The 16,163-nt window shown below is 68.6% G+C and carries 16 protein-coding genes and 1 pseudogene; 10 read left to right on the plus strand and 7 right to left on the minus strand.

Annotated elements, in window-relative coordinates; genetic code table 11:
* Positions 1 to 472 (plus strand): ATP-binding protein (locus RMN86_RS04740; protein WP_405041309.1); only part of this gene is annotated, 472 nt, incomplete at its 5' end.
* Here RMN86_RS04740 and RMN86_RS04745 read toward each other — a convergent pair.
* The 3 genes from RMN86_RS04745 to RMN86_RS04755 form a co-directional block, all read right to left on the minus strand.
* Positions 469 to 840 carry a response regulator gene (locus RMN86_RS04745; RefSeq protein ID WP_309604684.1) on the minus strand — a complete coding sequence of 124 codons (372 nt, stop codon included), beginning with the start codon at positions 838 to 840 and terminating at the stop codon, positions 469 to 471. The two genes, RMN86_RS04740 and RMN86_RS04745, sit on opposite strands and share 4 nt — an antisense overlap.
* Positions 841 to 925: 85 nt before the next feature.
* Positions 926 to 1,546 (minus strand): response regulator FixJ, encoded by a 621-nt coding sequence (fixJ, locus tag RMN86_RS04750; RefSeq protein WP_309604685.1) that lies wholly within the window; start codon positions 1,544 to 1,546, stop codon positions 926 to 928.
* The gene (locus RMN86_RS04755) at positions 1,524 to 3,053 is read right to left on the minus strand and encodes a PAS domain S-box protein (protein ID WP_309604686.1); all 1,530 of its coding nucleotides are present in this window, start codon (positions 3,051 to 3,053) and stop codon (positions 1,524 to 1,526) included. The genes fixJ and RMN86_RS04755 overlap by 23 nt, the downstream gene beginning before the upstream one ends.
* Positions 3,054 to 3,293: 240 nt before the next feature.
* Between RMN86_RS04755 and RMN86_RS04760 the strand changes: the two genes are divergently transcribed.
* The 5 genes from RMN86_RS04760 to RMN86_RS04780 all read left to right on the plus strand — a co-directional run bounded on the left by RMN86_RS04760 (position 3,294) and on the right by RMN86_RS04780 (position 5,707).
* Positions 3,294 to 3,533 carry a hypothetical protein gene (locus tag RMN86_RS04760; RefSeq protein WP_309604687.1) on the plus strand — a complete coding sequence of 80 codons (240 nt, stop codon included), beginning with the start codon at positions 3,294 to 3,296 and terminating at the stop codon, positions 3,531 to 3,533.
* Positions 3,534 to 3,549: 16 nt separating this feature from the next.
* Positions 3,550 to 3,786, plus strand: a complete 237-nt coding sequence (locus RMN86_RS04765; RefSeq protein ID WP_405041310.1) for a DUF2933 domain-containing protein — start codon at positions 3,550 to 3,552, stop codon at positions 3,784 to 3,786.
* Between the two features lie 88 nt (positions 3,787 to 3,874).
* The gene (locus RMN86_RS04770) at positions 3,875 to 4,405 is read left to right on the plus strand and encodes an SRPBCC family protein (protein ID WP_309604688.1); all 531 of its coding nucleotides are present in this window, start codon (positions 3,875 to 3,877) and stop codon (positions 4,403 to 4,405) included.
* Between the two features lie 134 nt (positions 4,406 to 4,539).
* Positions 4,540 to 4,857, plus strand: coding sequence for a hypothetical protein (locus tag RMN86_RS04775; RefSeq protein WP_309604689.1), 318 nt, complete (start codon positions 4,540 to 4,542; stop codon positions 4,855 to 4,857).
* Positions 4,858 to 5,002: 145 nt separating this feature from the next.
* The gene (locus RMN86_RS04780; RefSeq protein ID WP_309604690.1) at positions 5,003 to 5,707 is read left to right on the plus strand and encodes a VIT family protein; all 705 of its coding nucleotides are present in this window, start codon (positions 5,003 to 5,005) and stop codon (positions 5,705 to 5,707) included.
* A gap of 93 nt (positions 5,708 to 5,800) precedes the next feature.
* Here RMN86_RS04780 and RMN86_RS04785 read toward each other — a convergent pair whose 3' ends face one another.
* Together RMN86_RS04785 and RMN86_RS04790 are read right to left on the minus strand one after the other, a co-directional pair.
* On the minus strand, positions 5,801 to 6,187 hold the full coding sequence (locus tag RMN86_RS04785; RefSeq protein WP_309604691.1) for a DUF302 domain-containing protein: 387 nt from the start codon (positions 6,185 to 6,187) through the stop codon (positions 5,801 to 5,803).
* 126 nt (positions 6,188 to 6,313) lie between these two features.
* Complete coding sequence (locus RMN86_RS04790) at positions 6,314 to 6,922, minus strand: sigma-70 family RNA polymerase sigma factor (protein WP_309604692.1); 609 nt, start codon at positions 6,920 to 6,922, stop codon at positions 6,314 to 6,316.
* Between the two features lie 483 nt (positions 6,923 to 7,405).
* Between RMN86_RS04790 and RMN86_RS04795 the strand changes: the two genes are divergently transcribed.
* The 4 genes from RMN86_RS04795 to RMN86_RS04810 all read left to right on the plus strand — a co-directional run bounded on the left by RMN86_RS04795 (position 7,406) and on the right by RMN86_RS04810 (position 13,417).
* Complete coding sequence (locus RMN86_RS04795; protein WP_309604693.1) at positions 7,406 to 8,917, plus strand: MFS transporter; 1,512 nt, start codon at positions 7,406 to 7,408, stop codon at positions 8,915 to 8,917.
* 17 nt (positions 8,918 to 8,934) lie between these two features.
* Positions 8,935 to 9,900, plus strand: coding sequence for a phytanoyl-CoA dioxygenase family protein (locus RMN86_RS04800; protein WP_309604694.1), 966 nt, complete (start codon positions 8,935 to 8,937; stop codon positions 9,898 to 9,900).
* A gap of 22 nt (positions 9,901 to 9,922) precedes the next feature.
* Positions 9,923 to 10,888, plus strand: a complete 966-nt coding sequence (locus RMN86_RS04805; RefSeq protein ID WP_309604695.1) for an aldo/keto reductase — start codon at positions 9,923 to 9,925, stop codon at positions 10,886 to 10,888.
* 171 nt (positions 10,889 to 11,059) lie between these two features.
* Positions 11,060 to 13,417: a PAS domain-containing protein gene (locus tag RMN86_RS04810; protein ID WP_309604696.1), complete on the plus strand. Its 2,358-nt coding sequence runs from the start codon at positions 11,060 to 11,062 to the stop codon at positions 13,415 to 13,417.
* On the opposite strand, the gene RMN86_RS04815 is transcribed toward RMN86_RS04810, so the two are convergent.
* Both RMN86_RS04815 and RMN86_RS04820 read right to left on the minus strand, forming a co-directional pair.
* The gene (locus RMN86_RS04815) at positions 13,414 to 15,789 is read right to left on the minus strand and encodes a TonB-dependent receptor (protein WP_309604697.1); all 2,376 of its coding nucleotides are present in this window, start codon (positions 15,787 to 15,789) and stop codon (positions 13,414 to 13,416) included. The two genes, RMN86_RS04810 and RMN86_RS04815, sit on opposite strands and share 4 nt — an antisense overlap.
* Before the next feature lie 50 nt (positions 15,790 to 15,839).
* Positions 15,840 to 16,163: pseudogene (locus RMN86_RS04820) on the minus strand (hypothetical protein); the annotation flags it as partial.

Consider the following 16,163-nt stretch of genomic DNA (forward strand, 5'->3'; position numbering starts at 1 on the left):
AGCGCGTGAGGGTCATGAGAAAACTCCGTCGTCGATGATCGCAGGCTCGCGCTTCGCCCCGTCGGCGAATATTCGTGTGCGCCCCCTAGGTAGCGGCACGGAGGCGGGTCTTCTCCGGCCGGCGATGCGCCGGGCGCCAGGATCGCCGGGGAGATCTCGCCCCCAGGCCGGTCCGCCGATTTCCTGCGGCGCCCTTGCGTTCCTTGATCCCGATCAATCGACACAGTGCGCCATGGCGCAGGTTTGTTCCTGTCCGCCATCCGATCCCGGGTGGGCAAAAGGTGCGGCGGCGATCGAGATCATCGACAACGGGCCCGGGTTTCCGAGCGCTTTCAATCCCCAGCCGGACGGCGGTCTTGGCTTCCGGGTGGTCCGCGCGCTGGCGGTTCAGCTGGGCGCGACGGCCCCGTTCTCGTCGTCGGCCGAAGGCGTGCGCTTCACACTCACCCTTCCGCTGGCGGGGATCGGCTAGAGCAGCGCCCGGATGGCGCGGGTCAGACGATCGTTCAACAGCGGCTTTTCGATCAAGACCGCGTTCGCCAGCTGGGTGCGGTCGCGCAGCCGCGCGTCCGGCGAGCTGGTGATGACGATGGCCGGCAGGTCCATCTGCTGCGCGCGCAGGGCCTCAAGCGCGTCGATTCCGCTCAATCCCGGCAGCGCCTGATCCACGACCAGACAGGCTGACGTCCGGGGCAGCGCCAGCTTGAGCAAGCTCTCGGCGCTCGCGCAGGTGACGACGTTGAAGCCTTCGATTTCAAGGGCGTACCGAAGGGCCCTCCGCAGCCCGTCATCGTCATCGACGACGATGACGGTCGAGGGTGGAGGACGAGGACTGATCATTTCAGGCCACTGATCCAAGGCGGGGACAGGCCCCCCATGGTCCCCAGTGGAACGACGATGTCCTTGATTCAGCGCAACGGTGCGCTCAGCCGCGGGCGAGCGTGACCATCCGGATGAGCTCGCTCAATCCCCGCGCGCCGGTCTTGGACATCATGTTCGCGCGGTAGACTTCGACCGTGCGCGGACTGATGCCCAGTTCGAAGGCGATGGTCTTGTTCATCTTGCCGTCGACGACGCCGGTCAGCACGTCATGCTCTCTCGGCGACAGGGTCTCCAGGATGGCGCACAGCCGCGCCTTCTCCGCCTGGTTCTGCTCTGCGCGCGAGCCGCTCGAAAGCGCCAGGCGGATGGATCCCAGAAGGGCCTCGTCCTCGAACGGCTTTTCGAGGAAGTCGATCGCGCCGGCGCGCATGGCCTCGACCGCCATGGCGATGTCGCCGTGGGCGGTGATGACGATGACCGGATGCGGCACGCCACGCTCGGCAAGCACCCGGACCAGCTGCAGGCCGCTCATGCCGGGCATGCGGACGTCGGTGACGATACAGCCCGCAGCGAGCTGGTCGATCTGCGCCAGGAAGGCGTCGGCGGAGGCATAGGTGCGCGTGGTCATCGCCGCGGCGTCCAGCAGATAGTCCAGGGAATCGCGCATGGCGTCGTCGTCATCGATGATGTGGATCACCCGCTCAGTCATGGTCCACCAGCTCATCGGCGAGCACGCCGTGCAGGGTGAAATGGAAGATGGTCCCGCCGCCCGGGTTTGGCTCGGCCCAGATGCGTCCGCCATGGGCCTCGACGATCGTCCGCGAGATCGACAGGCCGACGCCCATCCCCTGGGTCTTGGTGGTGTGGAACGGCTTGAACAGCTGCTCGACCTGCCCGGGGGCGACGCCCGACCCCGTATCGGCGACGGACACCTGGCGCATGTTGTCCGGGGCGGTCTGGGCGGACACCAGCAGATCCCGACGCGGCATGTCCTCCATGGCGTCGATGGCGTTGCGCACCAGGTTGAGCACGACCTGCTGAACCTGGGTCTTGTCGGCGAGGACCAGGTCGGCGCCCCTGGCGATCTCGAAATGAAGGTGGACGCCGCGCTCGCGGGCCCCGATCATCGCCAGGGCGCAGGCGTCTTCCAGCATCCGGGGCAGGCTTTCGACGCGCCGCTCCACCTCCCGCTTGGCGACGAAATCCCGCAGCTTGCGGATGATGTCGCCGGCCCGGATGGCCTGCTCGGCGCCGCTCCGCAGCCCGCGCTTGATCTTTTCGCGGTTCTGCGGCGTCGCGTTGAGCAGGTGCTCGGCGCCCTTCATGTAGTTGGCGATCGCCGACAGCGGCTGGTTCAGTTCGTGCGCCAGGGCGGAGGCCATTTCGCCCATGGCGGTCAGCCGGGACGTATGAACCAGCTCGGACTGCAGGTCGGCCAAGCGTCGCTCGGCGCTCTCGCGCTCTGAGAGGTCCCGCGCGAAGCCGGTGAAATAGGTGTGCGCCACCCCCTCCATTTCCCCTACGGAAAGTTCCATGGGAAAGGTCGAGCCGTCCTTGCGCGCGCCCACCACGACGCGGCCGATGCCGATGATCCGCCGCTCGCCGGTGGCAAGGTATCGCGCCAGATAGCCGTCGTGGGCGCTCCGGTAGGGCTCGGGCATGAGCATGGATACGTTTTGGCCGATCGCTTCGGCCGCGGTCCAGCCGAACTGGCGCTCGGCGGCGGCGCTGAAGGAGCGCATGCGACCCTCCCGGTCGATGACAATCATGGCGTCCGGAACGGTGTCCAGAATCGAGCGGAGATGGGCCTCGCGTTCCTTCAGATCCTCCAGCGTCTGGGCCGCCTCGCTTCGCCCGAAGCGCCAGGCGGCCAGCGCCAGGCCGCCGCCGGCGCCCAGGAACAGCAGGGCGGTCACGAGGGTGGCGCGGTCGGTAACCAGGGCCGGGCCGGCGGTCGCCCAACCGGCGAGCAGGCCAAGCGCGGTGACGCAAACCGATGGACCCGCGCCGCCGAGGATCGCACTGGCCATCACCGCGGGCAGGAAGGCCAGGAACACCGACCGCTCCTGGAAGATGGGATAGAGGAGGAATTGCAGGGTCACCGCCACGGCGGCCGCGCCCAGCGCGACGCCATAGGTCGTCCACCGGTGGCGCGCCGAAAGACCTGCTGCTGTCGGCCACGGCCCGGCGCGGTTTGGCATGGCGAAGGCATAGGCGGGGCCACCGGACATATCAATCGCGTGTCGCCGCGCGCCCATGGGCGCCGGCCCTTCGCCGGTCATGCGCAGGCTCCGATCTTTTGGAAGCTTCACCGCGCCGCGCCGGGCGGAACACTCCGGAACGACCCCTAGGTAGCGCTACGGAGGCGACGGATTCGCGCCGTGACGGAAGGGCGGGTGAAGCGGTTGACGCCGATCAAGGCCGCGGCGCCTGGGGGGTGTCAGACTGCCGTCCCATCAGGAGGCCTGCCGATGTCCCAGCGCAATTCCGGACCGCCGCCATCGAGGATTCGCGGCTTTTTTCGCGGCCTCGGAGAGCTTGCGCAGTTCCTCAAGGCCAGTGCGCTCGCGGTGCTGGAGGTGGCTTTCGGCCGGTGGCCCCGGGCCTTCGGCGCGCGGTCCAGGACCAAGCGCCACAAGGCGATCCACAGCCCGGTTCGCGCCGGCCATTCGCCCCACGGCCACAGGCATCCGCCCGCGGCGCCAAAATAGATCGAAAGGACCCGCCATGAGCGAGCGGTTGAGAGATTTCGCGGCGATGCTGGTGGTCGCCATGGCCTCGGCGGCAGGCTTCTGGCTCCTGCGCGAGCACTGGCGGCACGCCTCGGGCTATCTGGTCTATCTGCCCTACCTCCTCTTCCTCGCCTGCCCGCTGATGCACCTGGTCATGCACCACGGCCATGGACACGGAGCCAACCACCATGAGCCCTTGCCACCGGGCGGCCGTAGCCGGCCGCGCGCCTGACGCCGAGCTCGTCCCGGGCGTCCCGGCGAGCGTGACTTCGTCGCTGACACAGCCGTTCGGCGACGGCTGAGGCGTGAGGAACTGAGCGATGTCGCGACGCATTGTCACCGTCGTCGAGGTCCCCGCGACGCCCGAGCAGGTGTTCGCCCGCCTTGACGACCAGACCCGTCTGGCGGGGCACATGGAGCGCCCGTCGGCTATGATGGGCGGGGGGCGCATGACCTACGACTTTGACGCCGGCCGCGGCCAGAGGGTCGGATCGCACATCCGGATGGCCGGCTCGGCCTTCGGCCTTTCGCTCGCCGTCGATGAGGTGGTGACCGAGCGCAACCCCCCGCGGCAAAAGGTCTGGCGGACCGCCGGCGCCACCCGCCTGATTATCCTAGACGCCTACAGCATGGGGTTCGACCTGGAACCCATCGCGACCGGCGCGCGCCTGCGCGTCTGGATCGCCTACACTCTGCCAAAGGCCGGCGCCCGGCGCCTGCTCGGCCGCCTCATGGCCCCGGGCTATGCCCGATGGTGTGTCGGCCGGATGGCGCGCGACGCGGTCGATTTCTTCGCCAAGAACCGGCCTGGCCCCCGTGTTGTCGCCGCCGCCTCGCCGCCTCACGCCTAGATCCTGTCGAACCGCCAACAGCGCTGATCGACCCGTTTGATCGAGGTCAAGGTGGGGGTTCAGCCAAGCCGCCAAGCTGGTCCGTGGCCGTGGCGGTCGAACGCCGGTCGAACCACCCGGAGCAGGAGACTTCCATGAAGCGCCTAATCCTGAGCCTCGCCGCGTCGGTGGCGCTGTTCGCCGCCCCCGCCCTGGCCCACGACCCGAAGGCCGCGGTCGACGGCGCCTCCGCCAAGCTCATGGCCGAAATGACGGACACCGAGCTCCATGCGCACTGCAAGCGGCTGATGGGCCACAGGATGGACGGCCGCGTTCCGCACGAGCACAGCGCCGAGAAGCTGGGCCACGCCCCGCCGCCGGCGAAACCGCTTTCCGCCGCCGAGATGCAGGTCCAGCATGAGAAATGCACGGCCATCATGGCCAAGGCGTCGGCGGGCCTGAAGGCGAAGTGAGCTCAGGCGGCCGCGCGGCGGTCGAAGCGTCGAGGATGGGCGTGGATCGATAGCGCGGCGGAGCCTTGGGGAGCGCCGGGCGTTTGCAGGTCGCTGTCCCGGAGGGTCTCTCGCCCGCCAGACGGGGCGCGGCGGGGAGAACAGCTTGAGCCGACCACCACGACATCCGGAAGCCCACCGTGTCGCCCGCGTTGGCTGGCTGCGCGCCGCGGTCCTCGGCGCCAACGACGGACTGCTGTCGACGGGAAGCCTCATTCTCGGCGTCGCCGCGGCTTCGGCGGGGCGCCCGGGCATCCTGCTGACCGGCGTGGCCGGCCTGGTCGCCGGATCCATGTCGATGGCCGCGGGAGAATATGTTTCGGTGAGCTCGCAATCCGACGCCGAGTCGGCGGACCTCGCCCGCGAGACGCGCGAGCTTTCCGCGGACCGGGACGCGGAACACCGCGAACTCTCCGCGATCTACGAACGGCGCGGGGTTTCTCCCGATGTCGCCGCCGTCGTCGCCACCCAACTCATGGCCAAGGACGCCCTTGGCGCGCACGCGCTCGATGAGCTTGGGATTTCGGCGGCCACCGCGGCGCGACCGATCCAGGCTGCGCTTGCCTCCGCCGCCTCCTTCGCGGTGGGTGGCGCGTTCCCGCTGCTGATGGTCGTGGCTTCGCCGACACGCCTGCTGACACCCGTCGTGGCCGTCGCATCGCTCGCGTTCCTGGCGGCGCTCGGGGCGATCGGCGCCAAGGCCGGAGGCGCGAACCTGTTCAGGGCCATGGCCAGAGTGACCTTCTGGGGGGCGATTGCGATGGGCGTTACGGCCGGTATCGGCAAGATTTTCGGAACCGTCACAGGATAGCCTGCCCGCGCCCGCCCTGGGGCTTGCCGGGCGGGTCGGGATCCCCCGGCGGCTTTGCGCGACCGGCCGGCCGACGACAAGAGCTCGGGAGCTTCAGATCCGGTCCACAGCGCCCCTCAGCTTCGCCGCGACCTCCGTGGCCTTCACGATCAGCGCGGGATTGCCGACCGCCTGCATGGAGGCCACGGGATCGATCGCCGCGATCTCCACAATGCCGTCGGCGCGCGCCTGCACCACGACGTTGCAGGGCAGCATTGTGCCGATCTTGTCCTCGATCTGGAGGGCCTGGTGGGCCATCGCCGGATTGCAGGCGCCCAGAATGATGTAGGGCCGGAAGTCCACGCCAATCTTCGCCTTGAGCGTCTTCTGCATGTCGATCTCAGTGATCACGCCGAAGCCCTCGGCCTGCAGCGCCTCGCGCGTGCGCCGTACGGCCTCGCCGAACGAGCTCTGGATGGTCTTTGAAAAGTAGTAGCTCACCGCCTGCCTCCGTCATCGATCCTGGCAAGGGGGTCGCCTTGGTCCCCATGCCGCCGTGGGGCAAGACGGGGCGGGCCAGTCAATATTACAGCCAGCACCCAGGATCGGAGGCCCGGCGCGGGGGCGTCAGGCCGCGTTCCGGGCGATGAAGTTGGCCGCGAGCCCGCACGGGGCCGGGCAGGCCGTGCAGCGCAGGTGCATCGCGTGGCGCAGCACCGCACGGGCCCGATGCAGGCGCACCGCGGTGTTGTTCGGCGTCAGGCCCAGCTCCCGCGCCAGGTCTCCGAGCGACGCCTCCTCCAGGTCCGCCCGGCGCAGGACGGTCGAATAGCTCGGCTTCAATTGCGCGATCGAGATCGATAGACAGGCGGTCGAGACGTCCTCGATCACATCGGATTCGCCAGCCGCGGTCGGCTCTGCGGCGACCGCTTCGTTGAGCCGCCGGCGCGAACCCTCGCGGCGGTAGCGGTCGAACAGCGCATTGCGCAAACTGACGTTAAGCCAGGCGTCGATGCGGTCTTCACGCACGCGACCGGCGCCCTGCAGAGCGCGGATCGTGAAGTCCTGCAAGGCGTCTTCCGCGTCCTCGCGGCAACGCAGCCTGGCCCGCAGGTAGCGCAGATGCCGGGGACGTTCGCAATGCAGACGGTGTTCGACCGCCGCCCGGATTCCGCCGGACCCCGCGACCTCGGCCCCGACGGCGCGATGCCAGGACGGCCCCACCGAGACCGGCATTGCCGACACTCGCATTGCCGGCACTGGCTTTGACGTCTGGCCCAGGGACAAAGCTGTCATCGCGCCGCTCCAAGGAGGGTGACGACGCCAGCAGAGCACGGCCGCCGCGCATTTGACCTTGCGCTGAATCAAGCCGCGACCCGCTGTTCAAACCTGCCGGGACCTGGAGGGTCCCTCAAATCGCGCCGGAGTCCACCAGGCATAACGGAGGACCGAAATATGAGTTCCCGGGCGTCGCGCCTTGCAGCGCCGTGGCGCGACCGTGGGCAAGGCGGGCGCGATGCCAGCGGCCGGCCCAAGCGTGGGGCGCGGGCGGGCCTGGCATTGTTGTCGTCTTCGTCAATAGTGATATTGGGTCTGGCGAGGACCGCGTCCAAAGGCGCGCCGCCAGCGTTGGCGGCCCCCGCGGAAGCCCTTGGCGGCACTGGTTGGGGGGACGCGCGTTTGGCGAACATCAAGGCTGCGACCCATGGGGCCGCCGGGATGACCGAGATCAAGCCCACGATCCTGGTCAAGCTGGCCTACAGCCTCGGCCAGGCCGCCCAGAATGGCGGGTTCGATGCCGCGATCGGCTTTGTGTTCTTCTACTATTCCGCGGTCCTGGGGCTTTCCGGCGCGCTGGTCGGCGCGGCCCTGGCGGTGAGCCTGGCCTTCGACGCCGTGGTCGATCCCCTGGTCGGGTCATGGTCCGACAACATGAAATCCCGGTTCGGCCGGCGGCTGCCGTTGATGATGCTGGCGGCCCCGTTGATCGCGGTCACGGTGGGATTGCTATTCTCGCCGCCGGCCGGACTGGGGCAGGCCGCGCTCTTTGGCTGGCTGGCGTTCACCTCGGTGGCCGCGCGAAGCGCGATTTCACTGTTCAACGTCCCCTACATCGCGCTGGGCGCCGAAATGTCGACGGACTACGCGGAACGCACGCGGGTGGTTGTCTATCGGGCCTTCGCCGGCATCGTCGCCGCGGTCGCCATCACCGCGATCGGCTATTCGGTGTTCTTCGCCCATGGCGGGCTGCAGAGGCCAGAGGGCTATCCGGGCTTTGGCTGGTCGGTCGCCGGATTTCTCCTGGTCTGCATGACGCTGTGCTGTTGGGGCGTGGGCCGGTACGCCGCCCGCCTGCCGCAGCCGGAACAGGTCGCCGGGCGAATCTGGGAGCGGCTGCCAGGCGAGATCGCGGAGATTTTTCGCAACCCGTCCTTTCGACTGCTGTTCATCTCGGCGGTGGTGCTGTTTGCCGCGACCGGCCTGAACGCCAGCCTGAACAATCACGCGTTCGTCTTTGTCTGGCGGATGAAGAGCGAGCTGATCCAGTTCATCAGCTATGCCTACCTGGTGGGAATCCTGCTGGGCGTGACCGTCGCACCGATGCTTCAGACGCGGCTTGAGAAGAAGCACGTCGTCGTCCTGGGCTTCAGCTTGCTGATCGCCAACTGGCTGGTGATCCAGGGCCTGATGCTCGCCGGCGTCTATCTGCCGCTCGGCGGCGCCGCGGTGCTGCCGATGCAGATCAATTCCTTCACGGCCGGCATCGGTACGGGGCTGGTTTCCGTGGCCTATCCGTCGATGATGGCCGACGCCGCCGACGAGCACGAGTACCTCTATGGGCGTCGACGCGAGGGACTGTATTTCGCCGGCCTGGGTTTTGCCGGCAAGGCGGCCACGGGGCTCGGGGTGATGCTGGCGGGCGTGGCCCTGGATCTGATCCGCTTTCCGAAGGCGATTGGCCGCACGGTCGGCGCGGTCCTGCCCCACGAGATGCAGGTCCGGCTGGTGCTGATCTGGGGCCCGGTCGCCGCGGTGTTCGCGGTGGCGTCGTTGTTGATCCTGGCGGCCTACCGCATTGACCGCGCGCGCCACAAGGAGATCGCGATGGCGCTGGGCCGCGCCGGCGCCGAAACCTCGGCGCTGCGCGGCGCGTCGACTCCCGCCGCCGGCCACGCCCGCGCGATCCAGCCCCAGCCTGAGTCCAAACGACCCGCCCAAAACCACGTCTGAGCATCTGCGGAGGATCCATGACCCCCCAATCGCTTCGCGAGACGGCCGGATCCGACCGGACGCTGGACACGCCGACGGTCGCCGCGCTGCGCGCGAATCTGGAGGTCAACAACGGCATCAAGGGCCTGGACATCCTGCGATCGACGGACACCCGGCGGGCTGTCGAACTGTTTCGTCGGGACGGCTTTGTGGTCATCGCCGACGCCCTGAACGACGAGCAGGTGGAGATCCTCGCGACCGGCTGCCATGAGGTGGCCGCCGAGATCCTGGCCTTGGACAAGGACAGGGCGGGCAATCGCGGGTCGCATCGCTATTCCTTTGGCGGATCGAGCCTCACGCGCAGCCAGCTGCATCGCCCGGAATGGCAGATGCTGCTCGACATCGCGCTGGTCACCGACGTGGTGACCGCGATCTTCGAGTCGCCGGACTATGTGCTGCGCGCGGCGAGCGGCGACTTCTGCCTTCCCGGCGCGGTGGAATACCAGCCGCTTCATTCCGACGTCCGCGATTGGTGCGACCCGGCCACGACGCCCTTCAGCGCCTTTCACGATCCGCGCCGGCAAGTCACCGTCCGCGACCTTCCGTGTCCCTATGTCTGCGTGAACTTCCTGCCCCAGGAGGTCACGCGCCTGAACGGACCCACGCGGCAGATTCCGGGCACCCAACAGTCCCGCGCGCCGATCCCCAGTCTCGCCGACGAACCCGAATGGATGCGGCTGAGCACGGTCTGCCCGGCGCCGGCCGGCGCGGTGATGATCCGCGACGTGCGCGCCTGGCACGGCGGCACCCCGAACATCTCGGGCGCCATGCGGGCGATCCCGAACCTGGAGTTCTACGCGCCCTGGTTCAGGGAGCCGATCGTTCCGGGCATATCCCATGGCGACTTCCGGAAGCTGTCCGAGCGGGCTCAGCGCCTGGTCAGGCATTGCGTCGCCGATTCCAGCGAGCCGCTGGTCACCGGCGCGACCCTGCGCGCGCGATGAACCGATCCCGCGGACGCCTCCCATGAACTATCGCCAGCTGGGTCGTTCGGCGCTGAAGGTCAGCGAACTCTGTCTCGGCACGATGAACTTCGGACCGCGAACCCCCGAACCGGAGGCCTTCGCGATCCTCGGCGAGGCGGTCGACGCCGGGGTCAATTTCATCGACACCGCCAACCAGTACGGCGGCCACCTGGGGGTCGGGACCACCGAGACCCTGCTCGGCAGATGGCTCGCCCAGGACAGAACGCGACGCGACAGGATCGTGCTGGCCACCAAGGTCCACGAACCGATGTCGGACGACGTCAACGATCGCGGCCTCTCGGCGCGCCACATCCAGATGGCCTGTGACGCCAGCCTGAAACGGCTCAGCGTGGACCACATCGATCTCTACCAGATGCATCACATCGACCGGACGGCGCCGATGGAGGAGATCTGGCAGGCGATGGACCGACTGATCGCCCAGGGCAAGATCACCTATGTCGGTTCCAGCAATTTTCCGGGATGGAAGATCGCGCAGGCCAACGAGACGGCGATCGCGAGACGACGTCTCGGCCTGGTGTCGGAGCAGAGCCTCTACAACCTGATCGAACGCCGCGCCGAACTTGAAGTGATCCCCGCCTGCCGCGAATACGGGTTGGGCCTGATGGTCTGGAGCCCCCTGGCGGGCGGGCTGCTTGCGGGCGCATCGCAGGACCCGGACGGGCGTCGGCAGTCCGGGCAGGCGAGGCTGGCGGCCGGCGCCCGATCCGAGCAGCTATCCCGATTCAACGGCCTTTGCCTGGGCATCGGCGAGACTCCCGGCACGGTCGCTCTGGCCTGGCTGTTGCGACAGGACGGGGTCACGGCCGCGATCATCGGGCCCCGGAACCGCCAGCAGCTCGCGTCCGCCCTGCAGGCGTCGCAGGTTCATCTGGCCGACGACGTCCTGGCGAAGATCGAAGCGATCTTTCCCGCCTGCGGTCCCGCGCCGGAGGCCTATGCCTGGTAGCAGGATCCGCTGAGGTCGCCAGGCCCGTCTGACCTGGTGACCGCCCTGATTTCGGCCGGGGCGGTCGCCGGCGAGACCGCGTTTTTGGATTTCGGCCGGGCTCCTCGCCAAGACCAAGGTTACATTTACTTCCAGGCGCTAGAGTCCCGCCACGTTGGGGATTTGACGCCCATGGCCCGAAAAAGCGCGACCGGCGCGGCCCGCAAGGACGAGATGATTCGCTGGCTGTTCGAGAACAGTCGCGATCTGATGCAGGTCATCGGCGCCGATGGCCGCTTCAAGCTGGTCAATGGGGCGTGGGGCGCCCTGACCGGCTGGGCGGAGCACGATCTGATCGGGGAGATCGCGCTCAGTTTCTTCCATCCCGAGGACATCGCCGGAACCCGCGACACGATCCGGGCCCTGGAGCCGGGCGAGGTCGCGGAAAACCAGATGCGGGTGAAGCGGCGCGACGGCGACTGGTGCTGGACCGCCTCGCGCACCCAGAAAATGCAGAACGGCGACCTGATCGTCACCATGCGCGATGCCAGCGAAGAGCGCGCGCGGGCCCAGGAGCTTGAGAAGACCCGCCTCACGAGTCGGCTGCTCAGCGAATCCGCCGGCATCGGCGCCTGGGTCTTCGAGCCCCTGGAAGACCGCATCGAATGGTCGCTGGACCTGCTCAACCTGACCGGCGCGGACGTCGAGGACATCCGCACGTCGGAACAGTTCTACGCCCGCGTGCATCCCGCCGACCGCAAACGCGTCCGCACGCTGATGACCCGCGCGGTGACGACCGGAGAAGGCGCCAGCCTGGAACACCGGCTGAAGGTCCGTGGACGGTGGATCTCCTGGCGGGCGACCTTCCGCACCGCGCCGCGGGGTCCGGGGGCCTTCGCGCTGCAAGGAATCTCCGAGGAGATCACCGAACTCGCCAAGGCGCGTGACGCGGCCCGGCGGGGCGAACTGAGGATGCGCCGGGCCGAGCGTGAGGCGCAGGCCAACGCGCAGCGCCTGTCGATCGCGCTGCAGGCCGCCGAGGCGGGGGTCTATGAGATCGACCACGTCGCCAGGACCTTCTGGGCCTCGCCGGAATTCGTGCGGATTACCGGCCAGGGCGAGGCGACCTATGAGCAGGCGACGCAACTGCGCTTTCCGGGGTTCCACCCCGACGACCTCGAGCATGTGCGCCAGGCGTTCCGCGCCCTGCACACCGGGGGCCGCCGGGACGGATCGTTCGAGGCCCGCATCGTGCGGCCGGATGGCGAGACCCGCTGGGTCCGCCTGTCGCATCACCTGAAGCTTGGCCGCAACGGTCGATGGCTGAAGGCGGTCGGCCTGATCCAGGACTTCGACGCGCGCAAACGCCAGGAAATCGAGCTGCTGGAAGCCCAGCGCGCCGCCGAAGCCGCCAGCGAGGCCAAGGCCGCCTTCCTGGCCAACATGAGCCATGAAATCCGCACGCCGATGAACGGCGTCATGGGCGTGATGCACCTGTTGAAGGCCGAGCGCCTTAGCGAGGACGGGCGCAACATGCTCGAGGAAGCGCTCTCCTGCGGCCAGATGCTTGCCGAGTTGCTGAACGACGTCATAGATTTCTCCAAGATCGAAGCCGGACGGCTGGAGCTCGCCTGCGAGCCGCTCGATCCCCGGTCGCTGGCCGAGGGCGTGGTGCGGCTGCTGCGGCCGCAGGCTGACGGCAAGGGCCTGAAGCTGACGCTCGACGCCGACCCCAGGTTGGGATGGGTCAACGCCGACCCGGTGCGGCTGCGCCAGGCGCTGTTCAATCTGGTGGGCAATGCGGTGAAGTTCACGGAGACGGGGTCCGTCACCCTGAGCTGCGCCAGCCCGCGCGCGGGCCTCCTGCGCTTCGCGGTGATCGACACCGGCGTCGGCATTCCCCAGGCCGCCCAGGCGCAGATTTTTCAACGGTTCAACCAGGGCGACGCGTCAACCACCCGCAAGTTCGGCGGGTCGGGCCTGGGCCTGTCGATCACCACCCGCCTCGCCGAGTTGATGGGCGGCGCGGTGGGTTTCACATCGCAGGCCGGCGTAGGCTCGACGTTCTGGCTGGAGATCGCGGCCACGCCGGCGGCGCCGATCGCCGACTGCGTCGAGACGGTGGGGCTGGCGCTCACCGGCCTGCACCTGCTGGTGGTCGAGGACAATCCGACCAATCGGATGATCGCCACCAAGCTGCTGGAAAGCCTGGGGGCGAGCGTGACCACCGCGGCCGACGGCTATCTCGGGGTCGAGGCGGCGGAGCGGGGCGGGTTCGACGTGATCCTGATGGACGTGCAGATGCCGGGCATCGACGGCGTGGAGGCGGCCCGCCGCATCCGCGCGCTGGGCGGGGCGACGGCCCGGACCCCGATCATCGCGCTCACCGCCAATGTGCTGGCCCACCAGCGCCAGGCCTACCTCGACGCCGGCATGGACGGGGTCGTCGGAAAGCCGATCTCGCCCGCCATCCTGCTGAGTGAAATCACCCGCCTCAGCGCCCCGGCGACGACGAGCGAAGCGTCGGTGGCGGCGACCGAGGCGGCTTAGAAGCGGCCGGTCAGTCGCACCGCGACCGTTCGTGGCCGCACCGGCGTGACGACCTGTTCTTGTCCGATCAGGAAGGGACTGCCGAAGGAAAAGCTGTTGGACGTGGCGTTGAACGGATTTTCGAGCGAGGCGCTGAGCGACCAGCTGTCGGCCTCGAGGGCGATGCTGCCGCGCAGAGTGACATAGTCGCCCATCACATTGCTGTGGGCGGCGTCGAAGGTCAGGTGGGAGGTCCCGATATAGGCCGACTGGCCGACCAGGCGAAGGGTGTAGGCGCCGCCAAGCGGGCGATGATAGTCCAGCACAATGCCGGCGGAGGCCCGGGACACGCCCGGCAGGCCGGCGTCGGTCTTCGCCAGGACGTCCGGGCTGCGATGGGTGATCTCGGGATCATTGATCAGCGCCGAGCCGCGCAGATCGAGGTCATTGTTCACCCGCCACGCCGCCTCGACCTCCAGGCCGCTGTTGGCCCCGTCGCCGATATTGGTGGTGAACGCCAGCCCGTCGGCGAGGAACTGATCGCTCTGGACGGACTGCCAGGTGGCGTGGAAGGCCGCGATACGCGTCTGCAGACGGTCATCGAACCCTCGGAACTTGACGCCGACCTCATAGCTCCAGAGCTCGTCGGACTGATACTGCCGGCGTGGGAAGCCCGCCTGGTCGAAGGTCTGGCCGATCTGGCCGCTGGTATTGAAGCCTCCGGGCCGATAGCCCTCCGAGGCCTGGGCATAGATCAGCGCGCCGGGTCGGGCGAGATAGCTCAGCAGGAACTTCGGCGACCAGCCGCTGGCGTCGGCGCCATCGGCGAACGCCTGGCGCCCCGCAGGCTGCCGGACGTCGGAGACCGTGTCGAAGCGAAAATCGAACCATCGCAACCCCACGGTCGCCGAAAGCTTCGGGGTGATGTCCCAGGTGGCCTCGCCATAGATCGCCGTCTCCTTGATCCGGTCGACCCGCGCCTCGGCGTAGACCGGGGCGGATGATGGTGAAGGCGCGGGACCCAAGACCGTGTCGAGCTTGGTCTCGCCGGTGGAGAAGAACACCCCGGCCAGCCCGTGCAGCGGCCGATCGGCGGGCGAGGCATAGGTCGCCTCGGCCACGGTCAGTTCCACGCGCCGGTCCTCATCGAAGGCCGCCGGTCCGGCCGGTCCGGCGAACCGGGCGATCGCCGCGGTGGCGTCGTATCGGCTGACGTACTGGTGGCCGATGCGGACGAGCGACCCGGCGATCCGTCCCCACGCGCCATCGCCCGCCAGCGAGAGGCTGGTCTCGTCGAAATCGTTGTCGTGAGGCTCGCGGACGGCATTGTCGCGTTGCCCCTGCGGCAATCGACGCAGGGCGTACTGAGTGTCGTCGTTGATGATCGACTGGTGGATGACGCCAGCCATCGCCGTCCAGCCCGGAACCAGGTTGGCGAGCACGGCGACGCGACCTCCATAGCGGCGCGAGGCGTTAACATCGGAAAGGCCCAGCCCGACATTGTCGATCTGGCCGCTCTGCGTGTCGCGGTAGGCGACGCCGCGGACCGCGACCCGTCCCGCCACCAGCGGCAGGTTCAGGACGCCCTCCATCTCGGTGTCGCGACCGCCATCCGTGCTCCCCAGACCCAGGGTCAAGCCGCCGGAGAACCGGTCGAGATTGGGCTTGCGGGTAACGATCCGCACCACGCCGCCGATCGATCCGCCCCCATAGAGCGTACCCTGGGGGCCGCGCATCACCTCGACGCGTTCGACGTCGGCCAGCCGCAGGTCCGGATCGGGCGCGCTGTAGGTCATCGGCGCGTCGTCGAGATAGAGCGCGACAATCGATTGCGCCTGACCGGTAAAGGCCCCGTCTGACAGCCCTCGCAGCAGGATCTTGTCGCGGCCCGGGCCCAGATTGGTCACCGTCATCCCGGCGACCTCACTGGCGAGGCCCTGCAGGTCAAGGATGCCATCGCGCCGCAGGCTGTTGTCGGAAAGCGCCGAGATCGCGTAGGGCGTGCGGCCCGGGAGGTTCGGATATCGCTGGGCGGTGACGACAATCTCACCGATGGCGGCGGGCCGGTCGGGGCGGGCCGCCGGGATGGGCGTGACCCGCGGCGCCGTTCTGGAAGGCTCCGCCAGGATCAGCACGGCCCGCGAGTCCTGCAGCGAATAGGCGCAGCCGCTCCGGGCCAGCAGGCGTGACAAGGCGGCGTCGATCCGGAACTTGCCGGAGAGGCCGGGACTGAGCCCGCGGCACGCGTCGAGCGCGCCGCCCAGGGAGACGTCGGCCTGCAGGGCAAAGTCGATCAGCGCCTGGCGAACCGGCTTCGGCGAGATCTGAAGGCGCACCTCGGCCGGGACCGCCTCGGCCCGGCCCGCGACCAGGCTGGCGGTCAGGGCCGCCATTGAGCGCCAGCCGCCCCGCGCCGACCTGCCTGGGAATATCCGGATGTCTCTCAGGGTGCGGCTGCCTTGGCCCTCAGCACGATCTCTCCCCCGACCGCATGGGTGGTGATCGGCGCGAACAGCACAAGGCGCTCAAGCATGGCCTCTTCGGTTTCGATCCGCAGCACGCCGGACACCTTAATGGCGCTGGCGCTTGGATCAACCCGAATGGGGATCGAAACGTAGCTGTTCAGATCGGCCACGACCTGGGGCAGCGGCGCCTCCAGGTAGACCAGCTTGCCCTGGGTTCGCGCGAACGCCACCTGCGGGTCGACGGTGCTGACCTGGGCCGATCGCGACCCGTCGCGGGCGACCAGCTGCTGGCCGGGCGACAG

Origin of the sequence: Phenylobacterium sp., assembly GCF_031360265.1 — a bacterium.
Classification (GTDB): domain Bacteria; phylum Pseudomonadota; class Alphaproteobacteria; order Caulobacterales; family Caulobacteraceae; genus Phenylobacterium.

Excerpts from the sequence above, each read along its gene's own strand:
- RMN86_RS04805 (WP_309604695.1), top strand. The coding sequence starts at position 9,923 with ATGAACTATCGCCAGCTGGGTCGTTCGGCGCTGAAGGTCAGCGAACTC.
- RMN86_RS04815 (WP_309604697.1), bottom strand. The coding sequence starts at position 15,789 with ATGGCGGCCCTGACCGCCAGCCTGGTCGCGGGCCGGGCCGAGGCGGTC.
- RMN86_RS04765 (WP_405041310.1), top strand. The coding sequence starts at position 3,550 with ATGAGCGAGCGGTTGAGAGATTTCGCGGCGATGCTGGTGGTCGCCATG.
- RMN86_RS04810 (WP_309604696.1), top strand. The coding sequence starts at position 11,060 with ATGGCCCGAAAAAGCGCGACCGGCGCGGCCCGCAAGGACGAGATGATT.
- RMN86_RS04775 (WP_309604689.1), top strand. The coding sequence starts at position 4,540 with ATGAAGCGCCTAATCCTGAGCCTCGCCGCGTCGGTGGCGCTGTTCGCC.
- RMN86_RS04800 (WP_309604694.1), top strand. The coding sequence starts at position 8,935 with ATGACCCCCCAATCGCTTCGCGAGACGGCCGGATCCGACCGGACGCTG.
- RMN86_RS04755 (WP_309604686.1), bottom strand. The coding sequence starts at position 3,053 with ATGTCCGGTGGCCCCGCCTATGCCTTCGCCATGCCAAACCGCGCCGGG.
- fixJ (WP_309604685.1), bottom strand. The coding sequence starts at position 1,546 with ATGAGCTGGTGGACCATGACTGAGCGGGTGATCCACATCATCGATGAC.
- RMN86_RS04770 (WP_309604688.1), top strand. The coding sequence starts at position 3,875 with ATGTCGCGACGCATTGTCACCGTCGTCGAGGTCCCCGCGACGCCCGAG.
- RMN86_RS04760 (WP_309604687.1), top strand. The coding sequence starts at position 3,294 with ATGTCCCAGCGCAATTCCGGACCGCCGCCATCGAGGATTCGCGGCTTT.
- RMN86_RS04790 (WP_309604692.1), bottom strand. The coding sequence starts at position 6,922 with ATGCCGGTCTCGGTGGGGCCGTCCTGGCATCGCGCCGTCGGGGCCGAG.
- RMN86_RS04795 (WP_309604693.1), top strand. The coding sequence starts at position 7,406 with ATGACCGAGATCAAGCCCACGATCCTGGTCAAGCTGGCCTACAGCCTC.
- RMN86_RS04745 (WP_309604684.1), bottom strand. The coding sequence starts at position 840 with ATGATCAGTCCTCGTCCTCCACCCTCGACCGTCATCGTCGTCGATGAC.